The sequence below is a fragment of the Lentzea sp. DG1S-22 genome (assembly GCF_036321065.1).
GTDB classification, from domain to species: Bacteria; Actinomycetota; Actinomycetes; order Mycobacteriales; family Pseudonocardiaceae; genus Lentzea; species Lentzea jiangxiensis.
Genome location: NZ_CP143276.1, coordinates 2,911,466 through 2,929,004, shown reverse-complemented (window position 1 = coordinate 2,929,004; position 17,539 = coordinate 2,911,466). Strand labels below are relative to the sequence as shown.

The window sequence follows — 17,539 nt, the reverse complement described above, 5'->3', positions numbered from 1 at the left end:
AGGGGGACGGAACGTGCACGCGGGGGAGTTCGAGCTGCACCTGACGGGCTCGGAGTGGCAGGTCGAGGAACTGGCGGCGTTCGCGCGGGCGCACCAGGTCAAGTTCAGCCACATCGAGCTGCACGGGGGCAAGGTGTGGTCGCAGCCGATGCTGACCATCGGTGCCCGGGGCACCATCGACGAGGTGCGCGCGATCGCCCGGGAGTGGCGTGCGCGGATGCACGAGGCGGACCTGTTCGTGGTGCGGGTGAAGGTCGAAGCGGCGCCGTGGAACGAGGGCGTGCCGCAGACCGACGAGGAGGCCGACGCCGCCCTGTACTTCGAGCACCACGTGAAGCTGCGACTGCCGGAGGGCGACTGGTACCCGGAGCTGTACCGGTCCGCCGCACCGCACGAGGCCCACATCTCGCGGAACGCGCGGCGGACGCGAGCGGACGGGTCCGAGGAACGGTTCGTCACGCAGCGGTGCTTCGGCGTCGGGCGCGTCACCGCCAAGCGCCGGCTGGACGCACTCCTCGCCGCCCTCCGCGCCTTCGAGGTGGTGGAGGTGGAGGAGGAGTACGTGGTCGACGACGACGCGTTGCACATCGACGACGGTTGGATCAGCGGGCCGGGCAACTGGCACCGCGACCGCGACGAGAGGATGCGGCGCGCACCCGCCGGTCAGGAGGGGTTCCCGTCGACGTACCAGCCGCTCGCGGTGGAACCGGGGCAGCAGATCCGTCAGCGCGCCGTGTTCGACCCGGCGTTGAAGCACTTCAGCAACGCCTTCCGCGGCGGCGACCCGAAGTTCGCCGACCCCTCGGACGGCGCGCGGTGGCTCGCCGCCCGCCGCCGGGCGATGGCGGAGGTCCTGCGGATCGTCGGGACCTCCCGGTGGTCGGCGAACCTCGTGCTGCGCGGCAGCGTGCTGATGCGCGAGTGGTTCGGCGCCGCCGCACGGGAACCGGGTGACCTCGACTTCGTGGTGACGCCCCGCGACATCGGGTTCGGGAGCCCGCGGGCCGACGAGCTCGTCGACGACCTCAGGGCCGCGGTGGGCCCGTCGGTCGTCGAGTCCATCTGGACCTACGAGCGCGTCCCCGGCCTGCGCGTCGTCTTCCCGTTCGAGGCCGAGGGGCTGCCGGACGGCGCGGTGCAGGTCGACCTCGTGTTCGAGGAGGACCTGCCGATCGCGCCGGAGCCCGTGCGGATCGCCGGCACCACCCTGCTCGCGGCGAGCAGGGAGCTGTCGCTCGCGTGGAAGGTGCAGTGGCTCGCGACCGACATGTGGCCGCAGGCCAAGGACCTCTACGACGCCGCGCTCCTCGCCGGCCACACCACCGTCGACACCGCCGTGGTGCGGGAGTTGATCAGGCCGGAGTGGGGGCACGACACGAACGGGTTCGGGCCGGAGTCGGTGGCGCGCCTCGGTGACGTCGACTGGGAGAACGCGCCGTCCGAGCTGCCGGTCACCAAGGCCGACGAACCCGCTCTGCTGCGGCGGATCGCGGCAGCGCTGCGTTAGGCGAGCAGGGAGGCGACCCGTTGCGCGGTGGCCACGGTGGACTGCGGGTTCTGGCCCGTCACGAGCTTGCCGTCCACGACCACCGTGCTCGACCACGGCTCACCCGTGCGCAGCCGCGCGCCCAGCTCCGCCAGCCGCCCGGCGACCGAGTAGGGGACGTCCAGGCCGCCCTGGCGCTCCTCCTCGTCGCTGAACACCGCCATCTCCTTGCCGGCGAAGACGAACGTGCCGTCCTCGCGGACCGCGCTCAGCAGCCCGGCCGGTCCGTGGCACAGCGCCGCGACGAGCTTGCCGTCGTCGTGGAACTCCGCGAGCAGGCCGCCGAGCGTCGCGTCGGACGCCAGGTCCGCCATCGGGCCGTGGCCGCCGGGCAGGTAGACCGCGTCGAAGTCGGCGGCCCGCACCGACGACAGCGACGCCGGGGCGCGCAGGTCCTCCAGCGAGGCGACGGCCTCGTCGAACGTGCCGTCGAGGCTCGCCTTGTCCACGGTCGGCACGACACCACCCGGCGTCGCCAGCGTGACCTCGACGCCCGCCTCGCGCAGCACGCGAACCGACTCGACGACCTCCTCGGCCCAGAACCCCGTGGGGTGGCTCGTGCCGTCCGCCAGGGTGAGGGAGTCGGCGGAGGACACGACCATCAGTAGCTTCTTCATGCGTCCAGGACATCACAGATCCGCAGAACCCGCCGACGGAGCTATAAGGTGCCTTATGGCTCACGGCTTGACGGACCTAGACCTGCTCGCGACGTTCCTGGAAATCCACCGCAGCAGCTCCCTCACCGCCGCGGCCGCCCGGCGCGGGCTCACCCAGCCCGCCGTGAGCGGCCAGCTCGCCAGGCTGGAGAAGCACCTGGGTCAGACGTTGTTCGTCCGGGGAAGCCGTGGCGTCACGCCCACGCCCCGCGCCGACGAGCTCGCACGGCGGGTGGGGCAGCACGTCGACCAGCTCAGGGCGGCGCTGGATCCCGAACCGGTGCTCGACGGCACCGTGCGCATCGGGGGAGCGGCGGAGTTCCTGACCGTCCGCGGCCTGCCCGCGCTCGCCCCGCTGACCCGGCGCGGACTCCGGTTCGACGTCGTGTTCGGCCTGGCAGGGGACCTGCTCGCCTCGCTGCGGGCCGGGCAGCTCGACGTCGTGCTGTCCTCGGTGCGGCCGCCGGCCGGGTTCACCGCGACCCCGCTCACCGACGAGGAGTTCCTGCTGGTCGGCCCGCCGCTGCTGGCCAGGACCGTCGATCCGGGCCTGCTCGCGCGGGACCCGGCGCGCGCCCTCGAGCACCTGCCGCTCGTCGCCTACTCCGACGAGCTGCCGATCATCCGCCGCTACTGGCGCAGCGAGTTCGGCAGGCGCCCGCGCGCCACGGCCGCGATGACGGTGCCGGACCTGCGCGGGGTGCTGGCGGCGGTGATCGCCGGCGCCGGGGTCTCCGCCCTGCCGCGCTACCTCGCCGAACCCGCGCTGGCCGCCGGTTCGGTCGAGCAGCTGCACCACCCGGAGGTGCCACCGCTCAACACCCTCTACGTCGTCACCCGCGGAGCGACTACCCAGGCCGTCGACGCCGTCGTGGACCACCTGCGCTCGCGCGACTGGGGCGTCCTCTGACGGTCCACAGTGGTCAGACGCTGCGGAGCACCGAGACGACGACGCCGAGGACCACGGCCCTGTCGCCGTCGATCACGGGGTAGGCCGCGTTGCGCGGCTCGAGGTACACGTGACCGCCGCGGCGCTGGTACACCTTGACCGTCGCCTCCTCCTCGATCATCGCGGCGACGATCTGCCCGTTGTAGGCCTCGTGCGTCTGGCGCACCACCACGGTGTCGCCGTCGCAGATCGCCGCGTCGATCATCGAGTCACCGCGCACCCGCAGCGCGAACACGTTGCCGCCGCGCCCGACCAGCCCGCGCGGCAGGTGCAGCACCTCGTCCACGTGCTCGACGGCGGAGATCGGGGCACCGGCGGCGATGTCGCCGACGACCGGCACCGAGATCGAGTCACCCGCTCCCCGCCCCGGCACGACCGGCGCCCCGCTGAGGAACACCCGCACGTCCATCGGCCGCGTCACGGAACCGCCGCGCTTGAGGAAACCCTTGTCCTCCAACGCCGCCAGGTGCTTCGACACGCTGGACGACGACTTCAGCCCGACCGCCTCGCCGATCTCGCGGGTGCTGGGGGAGTAGCCGTGCTCGACGACCCAGTCGCGGATGGCGACCAGGATCTTCTGCTGGCGCTCCGGCAGCACCGTCGTGTCGAGCTCAAGATCGTCGTAGGCGGTCATCGGGCGATAGTAGTGATCGGGTGGCGCGACACGATCGGGCGGCTGCCGGTCCGCGAACGCCGCCGCCCCGGCGTGGTCTGATCAGCTGCCCCACCATGTGGCGGTGAGCACACGCCGGGAACGCTCCTGGGTCCCGCGGCCAGGTGGGGATGTGCGAAGCGACGTGGCGCCGGTGGCGCTGAAACCCGAGACGAGGCCGCCCGCGGTGCTGGACGAGGCCGCACTGCTGGCGCTGTACGAGACGACGGCCGAGCGGCTGCACCGCTACGTGGCCAGGCGCGCCGGTGCCGACACCGCGCAGGACGTGGTCTCCGAGGCGTTCCTCGTGCTGTGGGACCAGCGGGCCGGGCAGGTCTACGAAGCCGATGCCGTGCGCGCGTGGCTCTACGGCGTGGCGACGAACCTGTTGCGCGGCCACGTGGGCGCCGAGGAACGCAAGCTGCGGGCGTGGAGCAAGGAGCACGCCGCCCGCACCGACGAGGCCGACATCGGTGACCGGGCGAGCGTGGCGGCGGACGCCGAGGTGCTCGCGCACTTCGACGACTTCACCGAGATGATCATCGACCCGGACGACGGGGGCCACATCGGCCGCCGGGAGACCGTCGCCGCAGACCTGCCGCGAGACCGGGGCGGCGTGGAGAAGGGCACCGTCCGCCGTGACCACCGAGGTCGTCAGCTCCCAGGGCGCCCGATAACCCGCAACCTTGAGGTTGCACATCCGCAGAGAGATGTGCAACTCTAGGGTTGCACTTATTCGCGGACCTGGGAGTTTGTCGTGAGCGTGGACCGGATCGAACGCGAGACCCTGATCGAAGCGCCGCTGGAGCGGGTCTGGCGGCTGGTGACCGAACCGGGGTTCTGGGTGGCCTCCGAGCCGTCGGGCGCGGCGGTCGAGGGCGAGACGACGTTGTGCAGGAACGAGCGGTACGGCGACTACCCGGTGCGGGTGGAGACGGTGACGCCGCGGACCTACGTGTCCTACCGGTGGGCGAGCGCGTTCGAGGGGCAGGACCTGCGCGAGGACAACACGACGCTGGTCGAGTTCACCCTCACGCCCGAGGGCGCCACGACCCGGCTGAAGGTCGTCGAGAGCGGGTTCGCCTCGCTCGCGGGCTCGTCCGAGCTGCGCGCGAAGGCCCACCGGGACAACACGGGTGGCTGGGGTGAGGTGCTCGACGCGTTCGCGAAGCGGGCCGAGAGCTGATGGCGGGGACGTGGGCGGCGCATCCCACGATCGGCGGGATCCGCCACCGATGTCCTGAGCCACGCCGTTAGGTTTGGCGTGTGCCCAACTCAGCCGACCGAGGTCGCCGCACCCGTGAACAACTGATCGACGCCTCCGCCCGGCTCGTGGGCGAGGTCGGCTGGGGCGCGGTGACCACGCGGCTGGTCGCGGAACGGGCGGGCGTCAACCCCGCGCTCGTGCACTACCACTTCGCGTCGGTGCAGGAGCTGCTGTCGACGGCCGCGCTGCGGTTCGCCTCGAAGGTGCTGGAGGAGTCCGCGGACGCGCTGCGCGAGGTGGAGCCGGCCGAGGGCGTCGAGCGGATCTTCGAGGACCTGACCCGCTTCACCGGCACCGACCCGGAGTCGTTGCTGCTGGCCGAGGCGTTCCTGGCGGCGCACCGGCTGCCCGAGCTGCGGTCCGGCCTGTCGGCGCTGGTCGCGGACTTCCGGGGGCGGGTCGCGGACTGGCTGCGGGCGGCTGGTGTTCGTGACGCCGATGAGGTGGCCTTGTTGTTGGCCGCGGCCATCGACGGGTTGGTGCTGCACCGCGCGCTGGACTCCTCGGTCGACTTCCGCGCGGTCGCGGGCCCGTTCCGGCGTCTCGTCGAGGGCTGACGGGCGCGGTTCGCCCCGGCTCGGCGAACGCGGTGGATTCATGGGCCAGCCCGTGCTTGCGGCGCCGAATTCACCCGCGGGAAGCACGCGTCCTGCTAAATTGGGCATATGCCTAAGTCGAACGCCCAGCGGGCGCTGGTGGTCGGAGCGGGAATCGCCGGGCTCACGTCCGCGTGGTGGCTGGAACGCGCGGGCTGGGACGTCCTGGTGGTCGAGCGGGCGCCGTCGTTCCGCACGGGTGGCTACATGATCGATTTCTTCGGTCCCGGCCACGAGGTGGCGCGGCGCATGGGCCTGCTGCCGGCCCTGGAGGAGCGGCGCGCGCCGATCTCGTCGGTGACGAGCGTCGACGCGGCCGGCCGGCGGCGCGGCGAGATCTCGGCGTCCGCCTACGAGGCGGTCGCGACCGGGGTGATCAGCCTGCTGCGCGGTGATCTCGCGTCGGTGGTCCGCGACGGCCTGCGGTCACCGATCCGTTACGGCACAACGGTTTCCTCGGTCGACGACGGGCAGGTGACGTTCTCGGACGGGTCGTGCGCCTCGTTCGGCCTCGTCGTGGGCGCGGACGGCGTGCACTCGCGGGTCCGGGAACTCGTCTTCGGGCCTTCGCCCGTGCGCTACCTGGGGCACCACGCGGCGGCGTTCTCGGTCCGGGACCCTTCGCTGAGCGAGCGGATCGGCTACCGGTACCAGATGCTGACCGTCCCGCACCGCATGGTCGGCTGCTACGCCGTGCGGGACGGGTCGATGGCCGCCCTGATGCTGTTCCGGTCCCCGTCCGCCGCTCTGCCCGCCGACCCGGTGGCGACGTTGCGCTCGCGGTTCGGAGACCTGGGCTGGGTCACGCCGTCGTTGCTCTCCGCCGTGCCGGAGGACGTCTACTACGACACGGTGTCCCAGGTGGACATGCCTGTCTGGCACCGCGGCAAGGTCGTCCTCGTCGGCGATGCCTGCGGGGCCGTCTCGTTGTTCGCGGGCCACGGCGCCTCGCTGGCGATGGCCGGCGCGTCCGTTCTGGCGGAGGAACTCTCCTTCGGCTTCGACGGCGCGTTCTCGCGCTACCAGGCCCGCATGAAGCCCGCCGTGGAGCACACCCAGGAGTTCGGGAGGCGTTTCATCGGCTGGATGGCGCCGTCGTCGGAGTGGCGGATCTCGGTGCGCGACTGGGCTTTCCGCCTCTCCGGCCTTCCCGTGGTGCGCTCCCTCATCCGCGGTTCGGTCGTGCCGGACGTCGAGGTGCGTCAGCGCGCGTCGTAGGCCTCGCGGTTCACCAGCACCTCGGCGAACACGTGCCGCGTGACGAGGCCGTCCGTTCGAGATCCCGGAGCGTCTCCGTGAGGACCTTGCCGCTGATGCCGTCGAGCTCCGCTTCGAGGTCCCCGAACCGCCCGCCGCCCGGCACCGGGGAGGCCGAGGCAACGAAACGGCATGTCTGCGATCCCCCGAGCGCGGGTAACGAGAGACTGTGCGCGTGACAGGGGAACGCAGGTGGGTGGACAAGGGTGAGGCCATCGGGCACGGCGTGAGCTGGCTCGCGCGGTGGAGTCTGCGGACGGCGCTGGCCGTGCTCGGCCTCTGGATGGTGCTCTGGCTGGTCGGGAAGCTCTGGGTGGTCGTCATGCCCGTGCTGATCGCCCTGCTGATCACGACGGTGCTGTGGCCACCGGCCCGGTGGCTCATGTCCAAGGGGCTCAACTCGGCGCTGGCGGCGACGATCGTGCTGCTCCTCGGGCTCGGGGTGCTCGGCGGTGTCATCGCGGCCATCTCGTCGTCGATCGCGTCCGGGGTGCCGGAGATCGCCCAGAGCGCGCAGAAGGCCATCACGCAGCTGCAGGACTGGGTGGGCGGGCCGCCGTTCAACCTGCGGGGCAGTGATCTGGACCGGTTGATCGCCCAGGGCGTCGACCAGATCAAGGAGAGCATCGGGTCGATCGCGGGCGGGCTGCTGACCGGGGCGGGCGCGGTGACGTCCGGGCTGGTCACCGGTGTGGTGGCGCTGCTGCTGGCGTTCTTCTTCGTCAAGGACGGCATGCGCTTCACGCCGTGGCTGCGCGGTGTCATCGGCGAACGGGCCGGCGGTCACGTCACGACGGTGCTGGAGCGGATCTGGGTGACGCTCGGCAGCTTCATCCGCAGCCAGGCGGTCGTGTCGCTGATCGACGCCATCTTCATCGGGCTCGGGCTGATCATCCTGGGGGTGCCGCTCGCGATCCCGCTGGCGGCGCTGACGTTCCTCGGCGGGTTCGTGCCGATCGTGGGTGCGTTCATCGCCGGAGCGCTGGCCGTGCTGGTCGCGCTCGTCAGCAACGGGCTGACCACGGCGCTCATCATGCTGGTGATCGTCATCGTGGTGCAGCAGGTCGAGGGCAACGTGCTGCAACCCATCCTGCAGTCGCGCAGCCTGCGCCTGCACGCGGCGGTCGTGCTGCTCGTCGTCACGGCAGGCACCAGCCTCTACGGCATCGCGGGCGCGTTCTTCTCCGTGCCGGTCGCCGCGGCGGTGGCGGTCGTCATCCGCTACCTGGGCGAGGTCATCGAGTCGAGGTCCGTAATGGATACGTCACAACCCGGCGGGGATGAACCAGCCGAGACCGAACGTTCTCCTGAGTGAACACCGAGCAGAGGAGTACCACCGTGACGGAGAAGGCTGTTCTCGCGGGCGGCTGTTTCTGGGGCATGCAGGACCTGTTCCGCCGCCACCCCGGCGTCGTCTCCACCCGCGTCGGCTACACCGGGGACCCCAGCACGCCGAACGCCACGTACCGCCGCCACGGCAACCACGCCGAGGCCATCGAGGTCGTGTTCGACCCCGAGCAGCTGAGCTACCGGCAGGTCCTGGAGTTCTTCTTCCAGATCCACGACCCGTCGACCCGCAACCGCCAGGGCAACGACATCGGCGCCAGCTACCGCTCGGCGATCTTCTACACCGACGACGCCCAGAAGGAGGTCGCGGAGGAGGTCATCGCCGCGGTCGACGCCTCCGGCAAGTGGCCGGGCAAGGTCGTCACCGAGGTCACCCAGGAGTCGGACTTCTGGGAGGCCGAGCCCGAGCACCAGGACTACCTGGAGCGCTTCCCGAACGGCTACACGTGCCACTACGTGCGGCCGGAGTGGCAGCTCGGCGAGCGTTGATCGAGATCGTCGCGCTGCACGTCTCACCCGTGCACGCCTACGAGGGCCGTCCGTCGGACGGCCCTCGTCCCGATCCCGGACCGGTCTCGCGCGACCTCGTCGAGGTCCGCGCCCGGCTCGGCGTCGTGGGTGACCGGTACTTCGGCCACCCCGCGCACCGCAACGCCGCCGTCACCCTGATCGCGGCCGAGCCGCTCGCCGCGTGGCCCGTGGACCCGTTGGTGGCACGCCGGAACATCGTGGTGCGCGGGTTCGACGTGGACGCGCTGCCGCGCGGCACCGTGTTCAGCCTCGACAGCGGGGACGGGCCGGTGCGGTTCGAGGTGCACCGGCCCGCGAACCCCTGCGCCTGGATGGACCGGGTGATCGCGCCCGGTGCCTTCAAGGCGTTGCGCGGCAAGGGAGGAATCCGCACGGTGCCGCTGGACGACGGGGTGCTGCGCGTCGGAGGAGCGGAGTTGGCCATAGTGGGCGCATGACGTGGTCGCGCCGCAAACCGACGATCATCATCGCAGTGAGCCTCGCCCTGGTGCTGGTCGCCGCGGCTTCCCTGTGGAACGTCAGCAGCGCCCGCACCTTCCAGTTCTTCGGTGACCTGGTCCACCGCGTCGAGACCGGCGAGAAGCTCGTGGCCCTCACCTTCGACGACGGCCCCGACCCCGTCGGCACCCAGCAGGTCCTCGACGTCCTGGAGGCGGAGGACGTCCACGCCACCTTCTTCCTCGTCGGCCGCGACCTCGAGGAGCACCCCGACCTGGGCAGGAAGATCGCGCGGGCGGGGCACGAGATCGGCAACCACACCTACCACCACCGGCGGATGGTCGGTGTCCTGCCCGGCACGGTGGCACGGGAGGTCGAGGACACCGACGCCCGGATCCGCGGGACCGGCTACAGCGGTGACATCCACTTCCGGCCGCCCAACGGCAAGAAGCTGTTCGCGTTGCCGCACTACCTCCGGCAGCACGGCCGCACGACGGTCATGTGGGACGTCGAGCCGGACTCCGAGGGCGTGCACACCGCCGGGCAGATCGCGGAGCGGACCCTGCGGGAGACCCGGCCGGGTTCGATCGTCCTGCTGCACCCCATGTACCCGGCGCGGGAGCAGACCCGGCAGGCGCTGAAGCCGATCATCACGGGGCTGAAGGGGCGCGGCTACCGGTTCGTCACCGCGTCCGCGCTCCTGGGCAGGCGTCAGACCAGGTCGGCCAGGTCCACGCGGCGCAGGAACTCGCCGCGCACCCGGTCCGCGACGGCGTTCACGACCTCGGCGCCGTCGGACGAGGGGTCGACGTGCACGCGGAACGGCCGGGAGGCGCTGTCCACCACGGACACGATCGCGTCCGCCACGGCCCCGGCGTCCGCCCACGGGGGCTCCAGTTCGGCGAGCCGTGCGCCGACCTGGTCCACCAGGCCGGGGTAGAGCTCCTCGTACTCCGCGGCGCGCGAGGTGTCGGCGGGGGTGCCGCTGCGCGCGAAGTGGTTGGTGCCGCGGGTGAAGGCGCCCGGCACGACGATCGTGGTCTCGATGCCGAACCTCAGCAGCTCGGCGCGGTAGGAGACGGCGACCGCGTCCATCGCCGCCTTGGCCGCGAAGTACGGCGCCAGGTACGGGGGAGTGCCGCCGCGGGTCGAGCTGGAGCCGACCCAGACGACGTGACCCGACCGCCGCGCCCGCAGGTGGGGCAGCGCTGCGCGGTTCACGCGCTGCGTGCCCAGGACGTTCACGTCGTACAGGGCCGCGTACTGCTCCGGTGTGAAGGCCTCGGCGGGACCGGTGACCATGTGGCCCGCGTTGTGCACCACGACGTCGAGGTGGCCCTGCTCGGCGATGATCGTCGCGATCGCGGCGTCCGCGGACTCCTGCGACTGCACGTCGAGCTCGACGGCGTGCACCGCGGCGTCGTTCTCCGCGGCGAACGCGGCGAGCTCCTCGACGGCGCGGGCGTTGCGGCCGGTGGTCGCGCGCATGCCCGCGTAGACCGTGTGGCCCGCGAGGCCGAGCCTGCGGACCGCCAGGGCGCCGAAGCCGCTGGACGCTCCCGTGACGACGGTGACCTCGCCCATCAGATGATGCCCCCGTTCGCACGAATGGTCTGGCCGTTGACCCACCGGCCGGGACCGGCCAGGAAGGAGATGACCTCGGCGATGTCGCCGGCCTCGCCGAGGCGCTCCAGCGGCGCCTGCTTCGCGAGGGTGTCGACGGTCGCCTGGTCCTTGCCGTTCAGGAACAGCTCGGTGGCCGTGGGGCCGGGGGCGACGGTGTTGACGGTGATGTCACGGCCACGCAGCTCGCGGGCGAGCACCAGCGTCAGCGCCTCGACGCCGCCCTTCGACATCGCGTAGGCGCCGTACTGCGGGAACCGCAGGCCCACCACCGAAGACGAGATGGTGATGATCGCGCCGCCGTCGCGCACGCGGCGGGCGACCTGCTGCGACACGATGAACGTGCCACGCGCGTTGGTGCGCATGATGCGGTCGAAGGTGTCGAGGTCCATGTCCGCGACCGTGCCCAACGGCATGATGCCGGCGGAGTTCACGACGACGTCGACGCCGCCGAAGGTCTCCTCGGCCAGGTCGAACGCGGCGGCGACGGCGGTCTCGTCGCCCACGTCGGCCTGCGTGGCGACCGCTTGACCGCCGTTCGCCCTGATCTGCTCGACGGCCTCGTCGGCCGCCGTCTTGTTGCCGGCGTACACGACGACGACGGCGGTTCCGCCGGTGGCGAGACGTTCGGCGGCAGCCCGCCCGATGCCCCTCGATCCTCCGGTGACGATCGCAACGCGAGTCATGGCAAAGCTCCCAGCTGCTGTTTCCATTGATACGCCAACGAACGTAGCACTGATATCGAATCAGTGCTATCGCTGATGTGTTATCGTCGATACGTGGACACGAGGGAGCGTCTGGTGCGGGCCGCGGCCGACCTGCTGGTCGAGGGCGGCAAGGAGGCGGTCAGCACGCGCGCGGTCGCCGCGGCCGCCGGTGTGCAGGCGCCGACGCTGTACCGGCTGTTCGGGGACAAGGACGGGCTGCTCGACGCCGTCGCGGCGCACGGGTTCGCCGGGTACCTCTCGTCCAAGCAGGCGATGGGGGCGACGGAGGACCCGGTCGGCGACCTGCGCCGGGGCTGGGACCTGCACATCGGGTTCGGCCTGGCGCGGCCCGCGTTCTACCTGCTGATGTACGGCGAACCGCGCAAGCGGGAGGCGCGGCTGGAGGCGGACGCGATGCTCCGCGGGATCATCAGCCGCATCGCGGCGGCGGGCCGGTTGACGGTGCCCGTCGAGCAGGCGGCGCAGTTCGTGCACGCCGCGGGCCTGGGCGTGGTGCTGGCGCTGATCGCGACGCCCGAGGAGGACCGCGACCTGGGGCTGATCGGGTTCACGCGCGAGAACGTGATCAGGGCGATCACCGCGGACGCCTCACCGGACGAGCCGACGGACATCCCGAGCAGGGCGATCGCGCTGAGGGTGGCGCTGGAGGAGGACCCACCGCCGGTGCTGTCCCCGGCGGAACGGGCCCTCCTGGCCGAGTGGCTCGACCGCGTCGCGAGGTAGCGCGTCAGGCGTTCGGGTCGAACGGGATCCCGGCGGGCTTCGCGATGCTCAGGTTGTGGTTGAACGCGCCGTCCTTGATCGCGAGGGACGCGCTGCCGAAGTTCGCGCTCACGAGCTTGTCGCGCACCCCGGCCGGGAAGCGGTCCCAGCTGACCAGGTCGGGGTACTGGTAGACGCCGTAGTGGTTCTCCGCCACCTCACCCGCCCCCGCGAGGCGGAAGCAGTGCGTGCTGGCGCCGTCCTTGTGGTAGATGATCTTCGGGTGGGTGCCTTCCCACTGCACGTTCGCACGTGGGTGCACCTTGTACTTGCCGTGCTCCGACGTCGAGACGTACTGGGCCACGTCGTTCTGCACCCAGACGACCACGTGCTCGATGTCGTGGCGGTGGCCGCAGCAGTCCCACAGGGGCACGGCCTGGTCCTTCTCGAAGTACAGGTCGTACAGGTAGGCGCACCAGCCGTTGTTGCACTTGGAGCGGCTGTAGGAGTTGGTGTTGTCCAGGTCGGACTGGTCGTGGCAGTCGCCGTTCAGCGCGCCCGAGTTCTTCAGGCCGGGCGCGATGTCACCGGTCGGCGAGATCGCCGGGGTGGGGTAGCACCCGTCGCCGTCGTAGTCGAACGCCGGCTGCCACTTGCCGTCCGACGCCTCGAAGTTGGCGGGGATGGCGCGGGGCGGGTCCGCCAGCGCGACGCCGGGGAACAGGGCGGTGATCAGCAGGGCGCCGGCGAGCGCGGGCAGGATCTTCTTCCTCAACAGGAGCCTCCGGTGGGCAGGGGAGCGGAGAGGCTTGCGAGGCAGAAGGTGGTACATGAACGGCGTTCACGTCTAGGTGGTTCGCCGAATCTTTGCCGTCCGGGAATTTCACACCCCGGCGCGGAATCGGTCACGTGCGCTTTTCCGCCGCGGCGACGGGGTCGGTCCACCAACGTTCACCTGGCAGCGGTGATGCCCCCGCCCTGACCGCGCGGCACGGGGCGGCGGAACCCGGCCAGGTTGGCGACGGCCGAGACCGTGCCGATGGATGCGCCCCTTCCTCGCGGTTGCTCGAGCCGAACGGCGTGCTCTCCCCAATCGGACGCCGGTGGACTTCCTTCAGGGGTTGAGTGCCAGGCGCTCGCTCACCTCGCCGCCGCACCCGACGTGTGGCTCACGACCAGCGACGACATCGCCGCCCACTGCTTGAGGCACAGCTAACAGAGACCCGGTAGTGCATGCTCATACATCCTCGTGCATAATTCTCAACGTGTCCAAGGTGCTCACTTCACTTCCGGCCGGCGAACGCGTCGGCATCGCCTTCTCCGGTGGTCTCGACACTTCCGTCGCGGTCGCGTGGATGCGTGAGAAGGGCGCTGTGCCCTGCACGTACACCGCGGACATCGGGCAGTACGACGAGCCCGAGATCGACACCGTGCCCGGTCGCGCCGGTACGTACGGTGCCGAGATCGCCCGCCTCGTCGACTGCCGCTCGGCGCTCGTCGAGGAGGGCCTCGCGGCCCTGGCCTGCGGTGCGTTCCACATCCGCTCCGGTGGCCGTGCCTACTTCAACACGACGCCGCTCGGGCGCGCGGTCACGGGCACGATGCTCGTGCGCGCCATGCTCGACGACGACGTGCAGATCTGGGGCGACGGCTCCACCTACAAGGGCAACGACATCGAGCGGTTCTACCGCTACGGCCTGCTCGCGAACCCGTCGCTGCGGATCTACAAGCCGTGGCTCGACGCGGCGTTCGTGACCGAGCTCGGTGGCCGCAAGGAGATGTCCGAGTGGCTGCTCGAGCGCGGCCTGCCCTACCGGTCGAGCGTCGAGAAGGCGTACTCGACGGACGCGAACATCTGGGGCGCCACGCACGAGGCCAAGTCGCTCGAGCTGCTCAACGAGGGCATCGAGATCGTCGAGCCGATCATGGGCGTCAAGTTCTGGGACCCGTCGGTCGAGATCGCGACCGAGGACGTCACCATCGGCTTCGACCAGGGTCGTCCGGTCACGATCAACGGCAAGGAGTTCGGCGACGCCGTCGACCTCGTGCTGGAGGCGAACGCCATCGGCGGCCGCCACGGTCTCGGCATGTCCGACCAGATCGAGAACCGCATCATCGAGGCGAAGAGCCGCGGCATCTACGAGGCGCCCGGCATGGCGTTGCTCTACATCGCCTACGACCGCCTCGTGAACGCGATCCACAACGAGGACACCGTCGCGGCGTACCACAACGAGGGCCGCAAGCTCGGCCGCCTGCTCTACGAGGGCCGCTGGCTCGACCCGCAGTCGCTGATGCTGCGCGAGTCGCTGCAGCGCTGGGTCGGCTCCGCCGTCACCGGCGAGGTCACGCTGCGGCTGCGCCGGGGCGACGACTACTCGATCCTCGACACGTCCGGCCCGGCGTTCAGCTACCACCCGGACAAGCTGTCGATGGAGCGCACCGAGGACTCGGCGTTCGGCCCGGTCGACCGCATCGGCCAGCTGACCATGCGCAACCTCGACATCGCGGACTCGCGCGCCAAGCTGGAGCTGTTCGCGGGCCTCGGCATGGTGGGCACCCGGCAGTCGGCGCTCATCTCGGCGCAGCCCGAACCGACCCAGCTGATCGGCGACGTGCCGGACGGCGGCGCGGAGGCCATCGCCTCGCGCGGTGAGGTCTCCGAGGCCGACGAGCTGCTCGACGCGGCGGCCATGGAGTTCGGCACGGACTGATCCCCGGAGGGAGCGGGGTGGGCGACGCGATCGCCCACCCGCTCCCGTCACGTCTGCGGCCACATCGAGTAGATGAGGTTCTCCGCGTCGGAGCACACGACCTGGGGCATGAGCCCCTCGGTGACCTGGTTGCACGACATCGGCCCGATCTCGACCGGCGGCAGCCCGGTCCTGGGGTCGGAGCGTTCGGCGTAGTAGTCGAACAGCACCGCCCCGGCCTGGTCGCAGTTCAGCCTCCCCTGCGGGGTCTCCACCACGACGGCCAGCATCGGCTTGCCGAGCGCGCCGGTGAACGGCCGGTCGCAGAACTGCGACGGCAGGCCCTCGTACTGGTCCGGCTGCACGCCGGGCAGCGGGTTGGCGGCGGCCCTGGTCGTCGTTTCCCGCGTCGTCGTCTCCTGAGTGGTGGTCTCCGGAGCGGTCGTCCCGGTGCCCGTGGACGACGTGGGGTCCGCGGCGGAGCCGGACCCGGTGACCTCCTCCGGCGTGCAGCCCGCCACCAGGACGGTGAGGAGCACGGGTGTGATCAAGAACCTCATGCCTGCATGAATCTGCGCGGAGCCCGCCGCCGTTACCCCGCCGCCCTCCCGGCTCGTGCCGGTCGGCGGCTCGGTGCAGCTCCAGGCGCGCCTGGCAGGACGCCGGCGAACCACGTCATCACCGCCGTCGGGGCGTGTGCGCGATGTCGTCCACTGCGGGGGTGACGGGGCGGCTGTCCACTCATCCGCCCCGTGCCGGAGGCGTTTTCTCACCCGCGATAGGCGTCGCACGCCAGCGTGATCAGATCGGTGAGGTGCTGCGGCGGCTGGTCCTTCCACCACGCCAGCCACACCGCGATCGGCGGCGCGTCCACCACGGCCCGGTAGGCCACGCCCGGTCGCGGGTTGAGGCTCGCCGTCGCCTCGGACGTCATGCCGACGGCCTGCCCCGCCGCGATCAGCGTCAGCCACTCGTCGACGCCGCCGGTGTTGCGCACGACGGCCGGTGCCCCGCCCGGCTGCCACAGGTCCAGGGTGGTCGTGCCGGTGCGGTCGTCCACGGCCAGCGAGTACCGGGCCAGGTCCGCCAGCTTGAGCGAACGCTTGCGCGCCAACGGGTTGTCCGTCGCGACCACGCCGTAGCGCCGTTCGGTGCCGAGCAGCGCCGTCTCGAACCGCGGGTCGTCGAGGGCCTTGCGCACCACGGCGACGTCGGCGGTGCCTTCCGCGAGCCCCGCGGTCGGGGAGTTCGACTGGACGAACACCAGCGGCAGCCCGGGGTGCTCGGCGGCCCAGGCCTTCTGCACGCGCCGGGTGTGCTTGCCGAGTGCCGCCCAGGCGTAGCCGATCCGCAGCTCCGTCAGCGACCGGGACGCGATCCGGTGCAGGTGCGCGACCTCGTCCAGCACCCGGCGGGCGCCCGCGAGGACCTTCGCGCCGACCGCGGTCAGGGCGACGTGCCGCGTGGTCCGCTGCAGCAGCCGCACTCCCAGCGACGCCTCCAGGGCGGCGACCGACCGCGACACCGACGCCTGCGTGAGGCCGAGTTCCCGTGCGGCGTCGGTGAACGTGCCCGCGTCGGCCACCGCCACGAACGCCCGGACGTGCCGCAGATCCATGCGTCCAGCGTATAGGTCGCACGGCTCATGCATTTCCCGTATCGGTCTTCGATCCGCAGGCTGGACGACATGAGGAACTTCAGCGGGTTCGCGACGATGACCGCGAGTGCGGCCAGCAACCAGCTCGGCGCCGCCGTGGGCGCCCACGCGTTCGCCGCCATCGGCCCGGCCGGGGTGGTGGCGGTGCGCCAGTTCGTGGCGGCCGCGGTGCTGCTCCCGGTGGCCCGCCCGGACGTCCGGAACTTCACCAGGGCGCAGTGGTGGCCGACGATCGCGCTCGGCCTGGTGTTCGCGACGATGAACCTGAGCCTGTACGTGGCGATCGACCGCATCGGCCTCGGTCTCGCCGTCACGCTGGAGGTGCTCGGGCCGCTCGGCGTCGCCCTGGCCGGGTCGCGCACGCGCCGCGACTTCCTGTTCGTGCTGATCGCGGCCGCCGGCGTGTACGTGCTGGTGCTGCCCGGCCCGAGCAGCGACTACCTCGGCGTCGGGCTCGGCCTGCTCGCGGCGGGGTGCTGGGCGTCCTACATCCTGCTCAACCGCCTGGTCGGCGCGCGGTTGCCGGGTCTGCAGGCGCCCGCGGTGGCGACCGCGATGTCGGCGGCGCTGTACGTCCCGGTGGTCGTCCTGCTGGTGGTGCACGGGAAGCTGACAGGGCTCTCGGTGCTGTACGCGATCGGCGCCGGCGTGTTCTGCAGCGTCGTGCCGTACGCCGTCGACCTGATCGCGCTGCGGAAGGTGCCCGCGCGGTTGTTCGGACTGGCGATGAGCGTGCACCCGGTGCTGGCGGCCCTCGCCGGTCTGGTGGTGCTGGGGGAGACCCTCGAGGTGCACCACTGGGCCGGGATCTTGCTCGTCGTCACCGCCAACGCACTCGCGGTGACTTGCTCGAAGTGGTCTGGATCACCTACCGTCGATCCTGAAATGTGAATCCAATTC

19 protein-coding genes and 1 pseudogene are annotated in these 17,539 nt (G+C 71.3%); 13 read left to right on the top strand and 7 right to left on the bottom strand.

Annotation, left to right across the window (positions count from 1 at the left end):
• Window positions 1-13: 13 nt before the first annotated feature.
• A complete protein-coding gene (locus V1227_RS12590) occupies window positions 14-1,507 on the top strand; it encodes a nucleotidyl transferase AbiEii/AbiGii toxin family protein (protein WP_329792693.1) in 1,494 nt (497 codons plus the stop codon).
• Here V1227_RS12590 and V1227_RS12585 read toward each other — a convergent pair.
• Window positions 1,504-2,163, bottom strand: a complete 660-nt coding sequence (locus V1227_RS12585; protein ID WP_329792692.1) for a type 1 glutamine amidotransferase domain-containing protein — start codon at window positions 2,161-2,163, stop codon at window positions 1,504-1,506. The two genes, V1227_RS12590 and V1227_RS12585, sit on opposite strands and share 4 nt — an antisense overlap.
• A 67-nt stretch (window positions 2,164-2,230) precedes the next feature.
• On the opposite strand from V1227_RS12585, the gene V1227_RS12580 reads away from it, so the two are divergent.
• On the top strand, window positions 2,231-3,112 hold the full coding sequence (locus V1227_RS12580) for a LysR family transcriptional regulator (protein ID WP_329792691.1): 882 nt from the start codon (window positions 2,231-2,233) through the stop codon (window positions 3,110-3,112).
• A gap of 13 nt (window positions 3,113-3,125) precedes the next feature.
• On the opposite strand, the gene lexA is transcribed toward V1227_RS12580, so the two are convergent.
• A complete protein-coding gene (gene lexA / locus V1227_RS12575) occupies window positions 3,126-3,785 on the bottom strand; it encodes a transcriptional repressor LexA (RefSeq protein WP_329792690.1) in 660 nt (219 codons plus the stop codon).
• Between the two features lie 151 nt (window positions 3,786-3,936).
• Between lexA and V1227_RS12570 the strand changes: the two genes are divergently transcribed.
• The 8 genes and pseudogenes from V1227_RS12570 to V1227_RS12535 all read left to right on the top strand — a co-directional run.
• Window positions 3,937-4,527: an RNA polymerase sigma factor gene (locus tag V1227_RS12570; protein ID WP_329792689.1), complete on the top strand. Its 591-nt coding sequence runs from the start codon at window positions 3,937-3,939 to the stop codon at window positions 4,525-4,527.
• A gap of 33 nt (window positions 4,528-4,560) precedes the next feature.
• Window positions 4,561-4,989, top strand: a complete 429-nt coding sequence (locus tag V1227_RS12565; RefSeq protein ID WP_329792688.1) for an SRPBCC domain-containing protein — start codon at window positions 4,561-4,563, stop codon at window positions 4,987-4,989.
• 80 nt (window positions 4,990-5,069) lie between these two features.
• Window positions 5,070-5,627: a TetR/AcrR family transcriptional regulator gene (locus tag V1227_RS12560; protein WP_329792687.1), complete on the top strand. Its 558-nt coding sequence runs from the start codon at window positions 5,070-5,072 to the stop codon at window positions 5,625-5,627.
• Between the two features lie 108 nt (window positions 5,628-5,735).
• Window positions 5,736-6,884: an FAD-dependent oxidoreductase gene (locus tag V1227_RS12555; protein WP_329792686.1), complete on the top strand. Its 1,149-nt coding sequence runs from the start codon at window positions 5,736-5,738 to the stop codon at window positions 6,882-6,884.
• A 214-nt stretch (window positions 6,885-7,098) separates the two neighbouring features.
• Window positions 7,099-8,238 (top strand): AI-2E family transporter, encoded by a 1,140-nt coding sequence (locus V1227_RS12550; protein WP_329792685.1) that lies wholly within the window; start codon window positions 7,099-7,101, stop codon window positions 8,236-8,238.
• Window positions 8,239-8,261: 23 nt separating this feature from the next.
• Window positions 8,262-8,759, top strand: coding sequence for a peptide-methionine (S)-S-oxide reductase MsrA (msrA, locus tag V1227_RS12545; RefSeq protein ID WP_329792684.1), 498 nt, complete (start codon window positions 8,262-8,264; stop codon window positions 8,757-8,759).
• Window positions 8,738-9,238, top strand: coding sequence for an MOSC domain-containing protein (locus tag V1227_RS12540; RefSeq protein ID WP_329792683.1), 501 nt, complete (start codon window positions 8,738-8,740; stop codon window positions 9,236-9,238). Before msrA ends, V1227_RS12540 begins: the two co-directional genes overlap by 22 nt.
• Window positions 9,235-9,723: pseudogene (locus tag V1227_RS12535) on the top strand (polysaccharide deacetylase family protein); the annotation flags it as partial. The gene V1227_RS12540 and the pseudogene V1227_RS12535, both read left to right, overlap by 4 nt.
• A gap of 227 nt (window positions 9,724-9,950) precedes the next feature.
• On the opposite strand, the gene V1227_RS12530 reads toward V1227_RS12535, so the two are convergent.
• On the bottom strand, window positions 9,951-10,823 hold the full coding sequence (locus tag V1227_RS12530; RefSeq protein WP_329792682.1) for an SDR family NAD(P)-dependent oxidoreductase: 873 nt from the start codon (window positions 10,821-10,823) through the stop codon (window positions 9,951-9,953).
• A complete protein-coding gene (locus V1227_RS12525; protein ID WP_329792681.1) occupies window positions 10,823-11,548 on the bottom strand; it encodes an SDR family oxidoreductase in 726 nt (241 codons plus the stop codon). Before V1227_RS12525 ends, V1227_RS12530 begins: the two co-directional genes overlap by 1 nt.
• Before the next feature lie 75 nt (window positions 11,549-11,623).
• Between V1227_RS12525 and V1227_RS12520 the strand changes: the two genes are divergently transcribed.
• Window positions 11,624-12,313: a TetR/AcrR family transcriptional regulator gene (locus V1227_RS12520; RefSeq protein WP_329792680.1), complete on the top strand. Its 690-nt coding sequence runs from the start codon at window positions 11,624-11,626 to the stop codon at window positions 12,311-12,313.
• 4 nt (window positions 12,314-12,317) lie between these two features.
• Here the strand turns inward: V1227_RS12520 and V1227_RS12515 are convergent, their stop codons facing one another.
• Window positions 12,318-13,067, bottom strand: coding sequence for an NPP1 family protein (locus tag V1227_RS12515; protein WP_329792679.1), 750 nt, complete (start codon window positions 13,065-13,067; stop codon window positions 12,318-12,320).
• A gap of 490 nt (window positions 13,068-13,557) precedes the next feature.
• On the opposite strand from V1227_RS12515, the gene argG reads away from it, so the two are divergent.
• Window positions 13,558-15,003, top strand: coding sequence for an argininosuccinate synthase (gene argG / locus V1227_RS12510; protein ID WP_329792678.1), 1,446 nt, complete (start codon window positions 13,558-13,560; stop codon window positions 15,001-15,003).
• 47 nt (window positions 15,004-15,050) lie between these two features.
• Here the strand turns inward: argG and V1227_RS12505 are convergent, their stop codons facing one another.
• Window positions 15,051-15,542, bottom strand: a complete 492-nt coding sequence (locus V1227_RS12505) for a hypothetical protein (protein ID WP_329792677.1) — start codon at window positions 15,540-15,542, stop codon at window positions 15,051-15,053.
• 209 nt (window positions 15,543-15,751) lie between these two features.
• Window positions 15,752-16,600, bottom strand: a complete 849-nt coding sequence (locus V1227_RS12500; protein ID WP_329792676.1) for a LysR family transcriptional regulator — start codon at window positions 16,598-16,600, stop codon at window positions 15,752-15,754.
• A 69-nt stretch (window positions 16,601-16,669) separates the two neighbouring features.
• On the opposite strand from V1227_RS12500, the gene V1227_RS12495 reads away from it, so the two are divergent.
• Window positions 16,670-17,530: an EamA family transporter gene (locus V1227_RS12495; RefSeq protein WP_329792675.1), complete on the top strand. Its 861-nt coding sequence runs from the start codon at window positions 16,670-16,672 to the stop codon at window positions 17,528-17,530.
• Window positions 17,531-17,539: the final 9 nt, after the last annotated feature.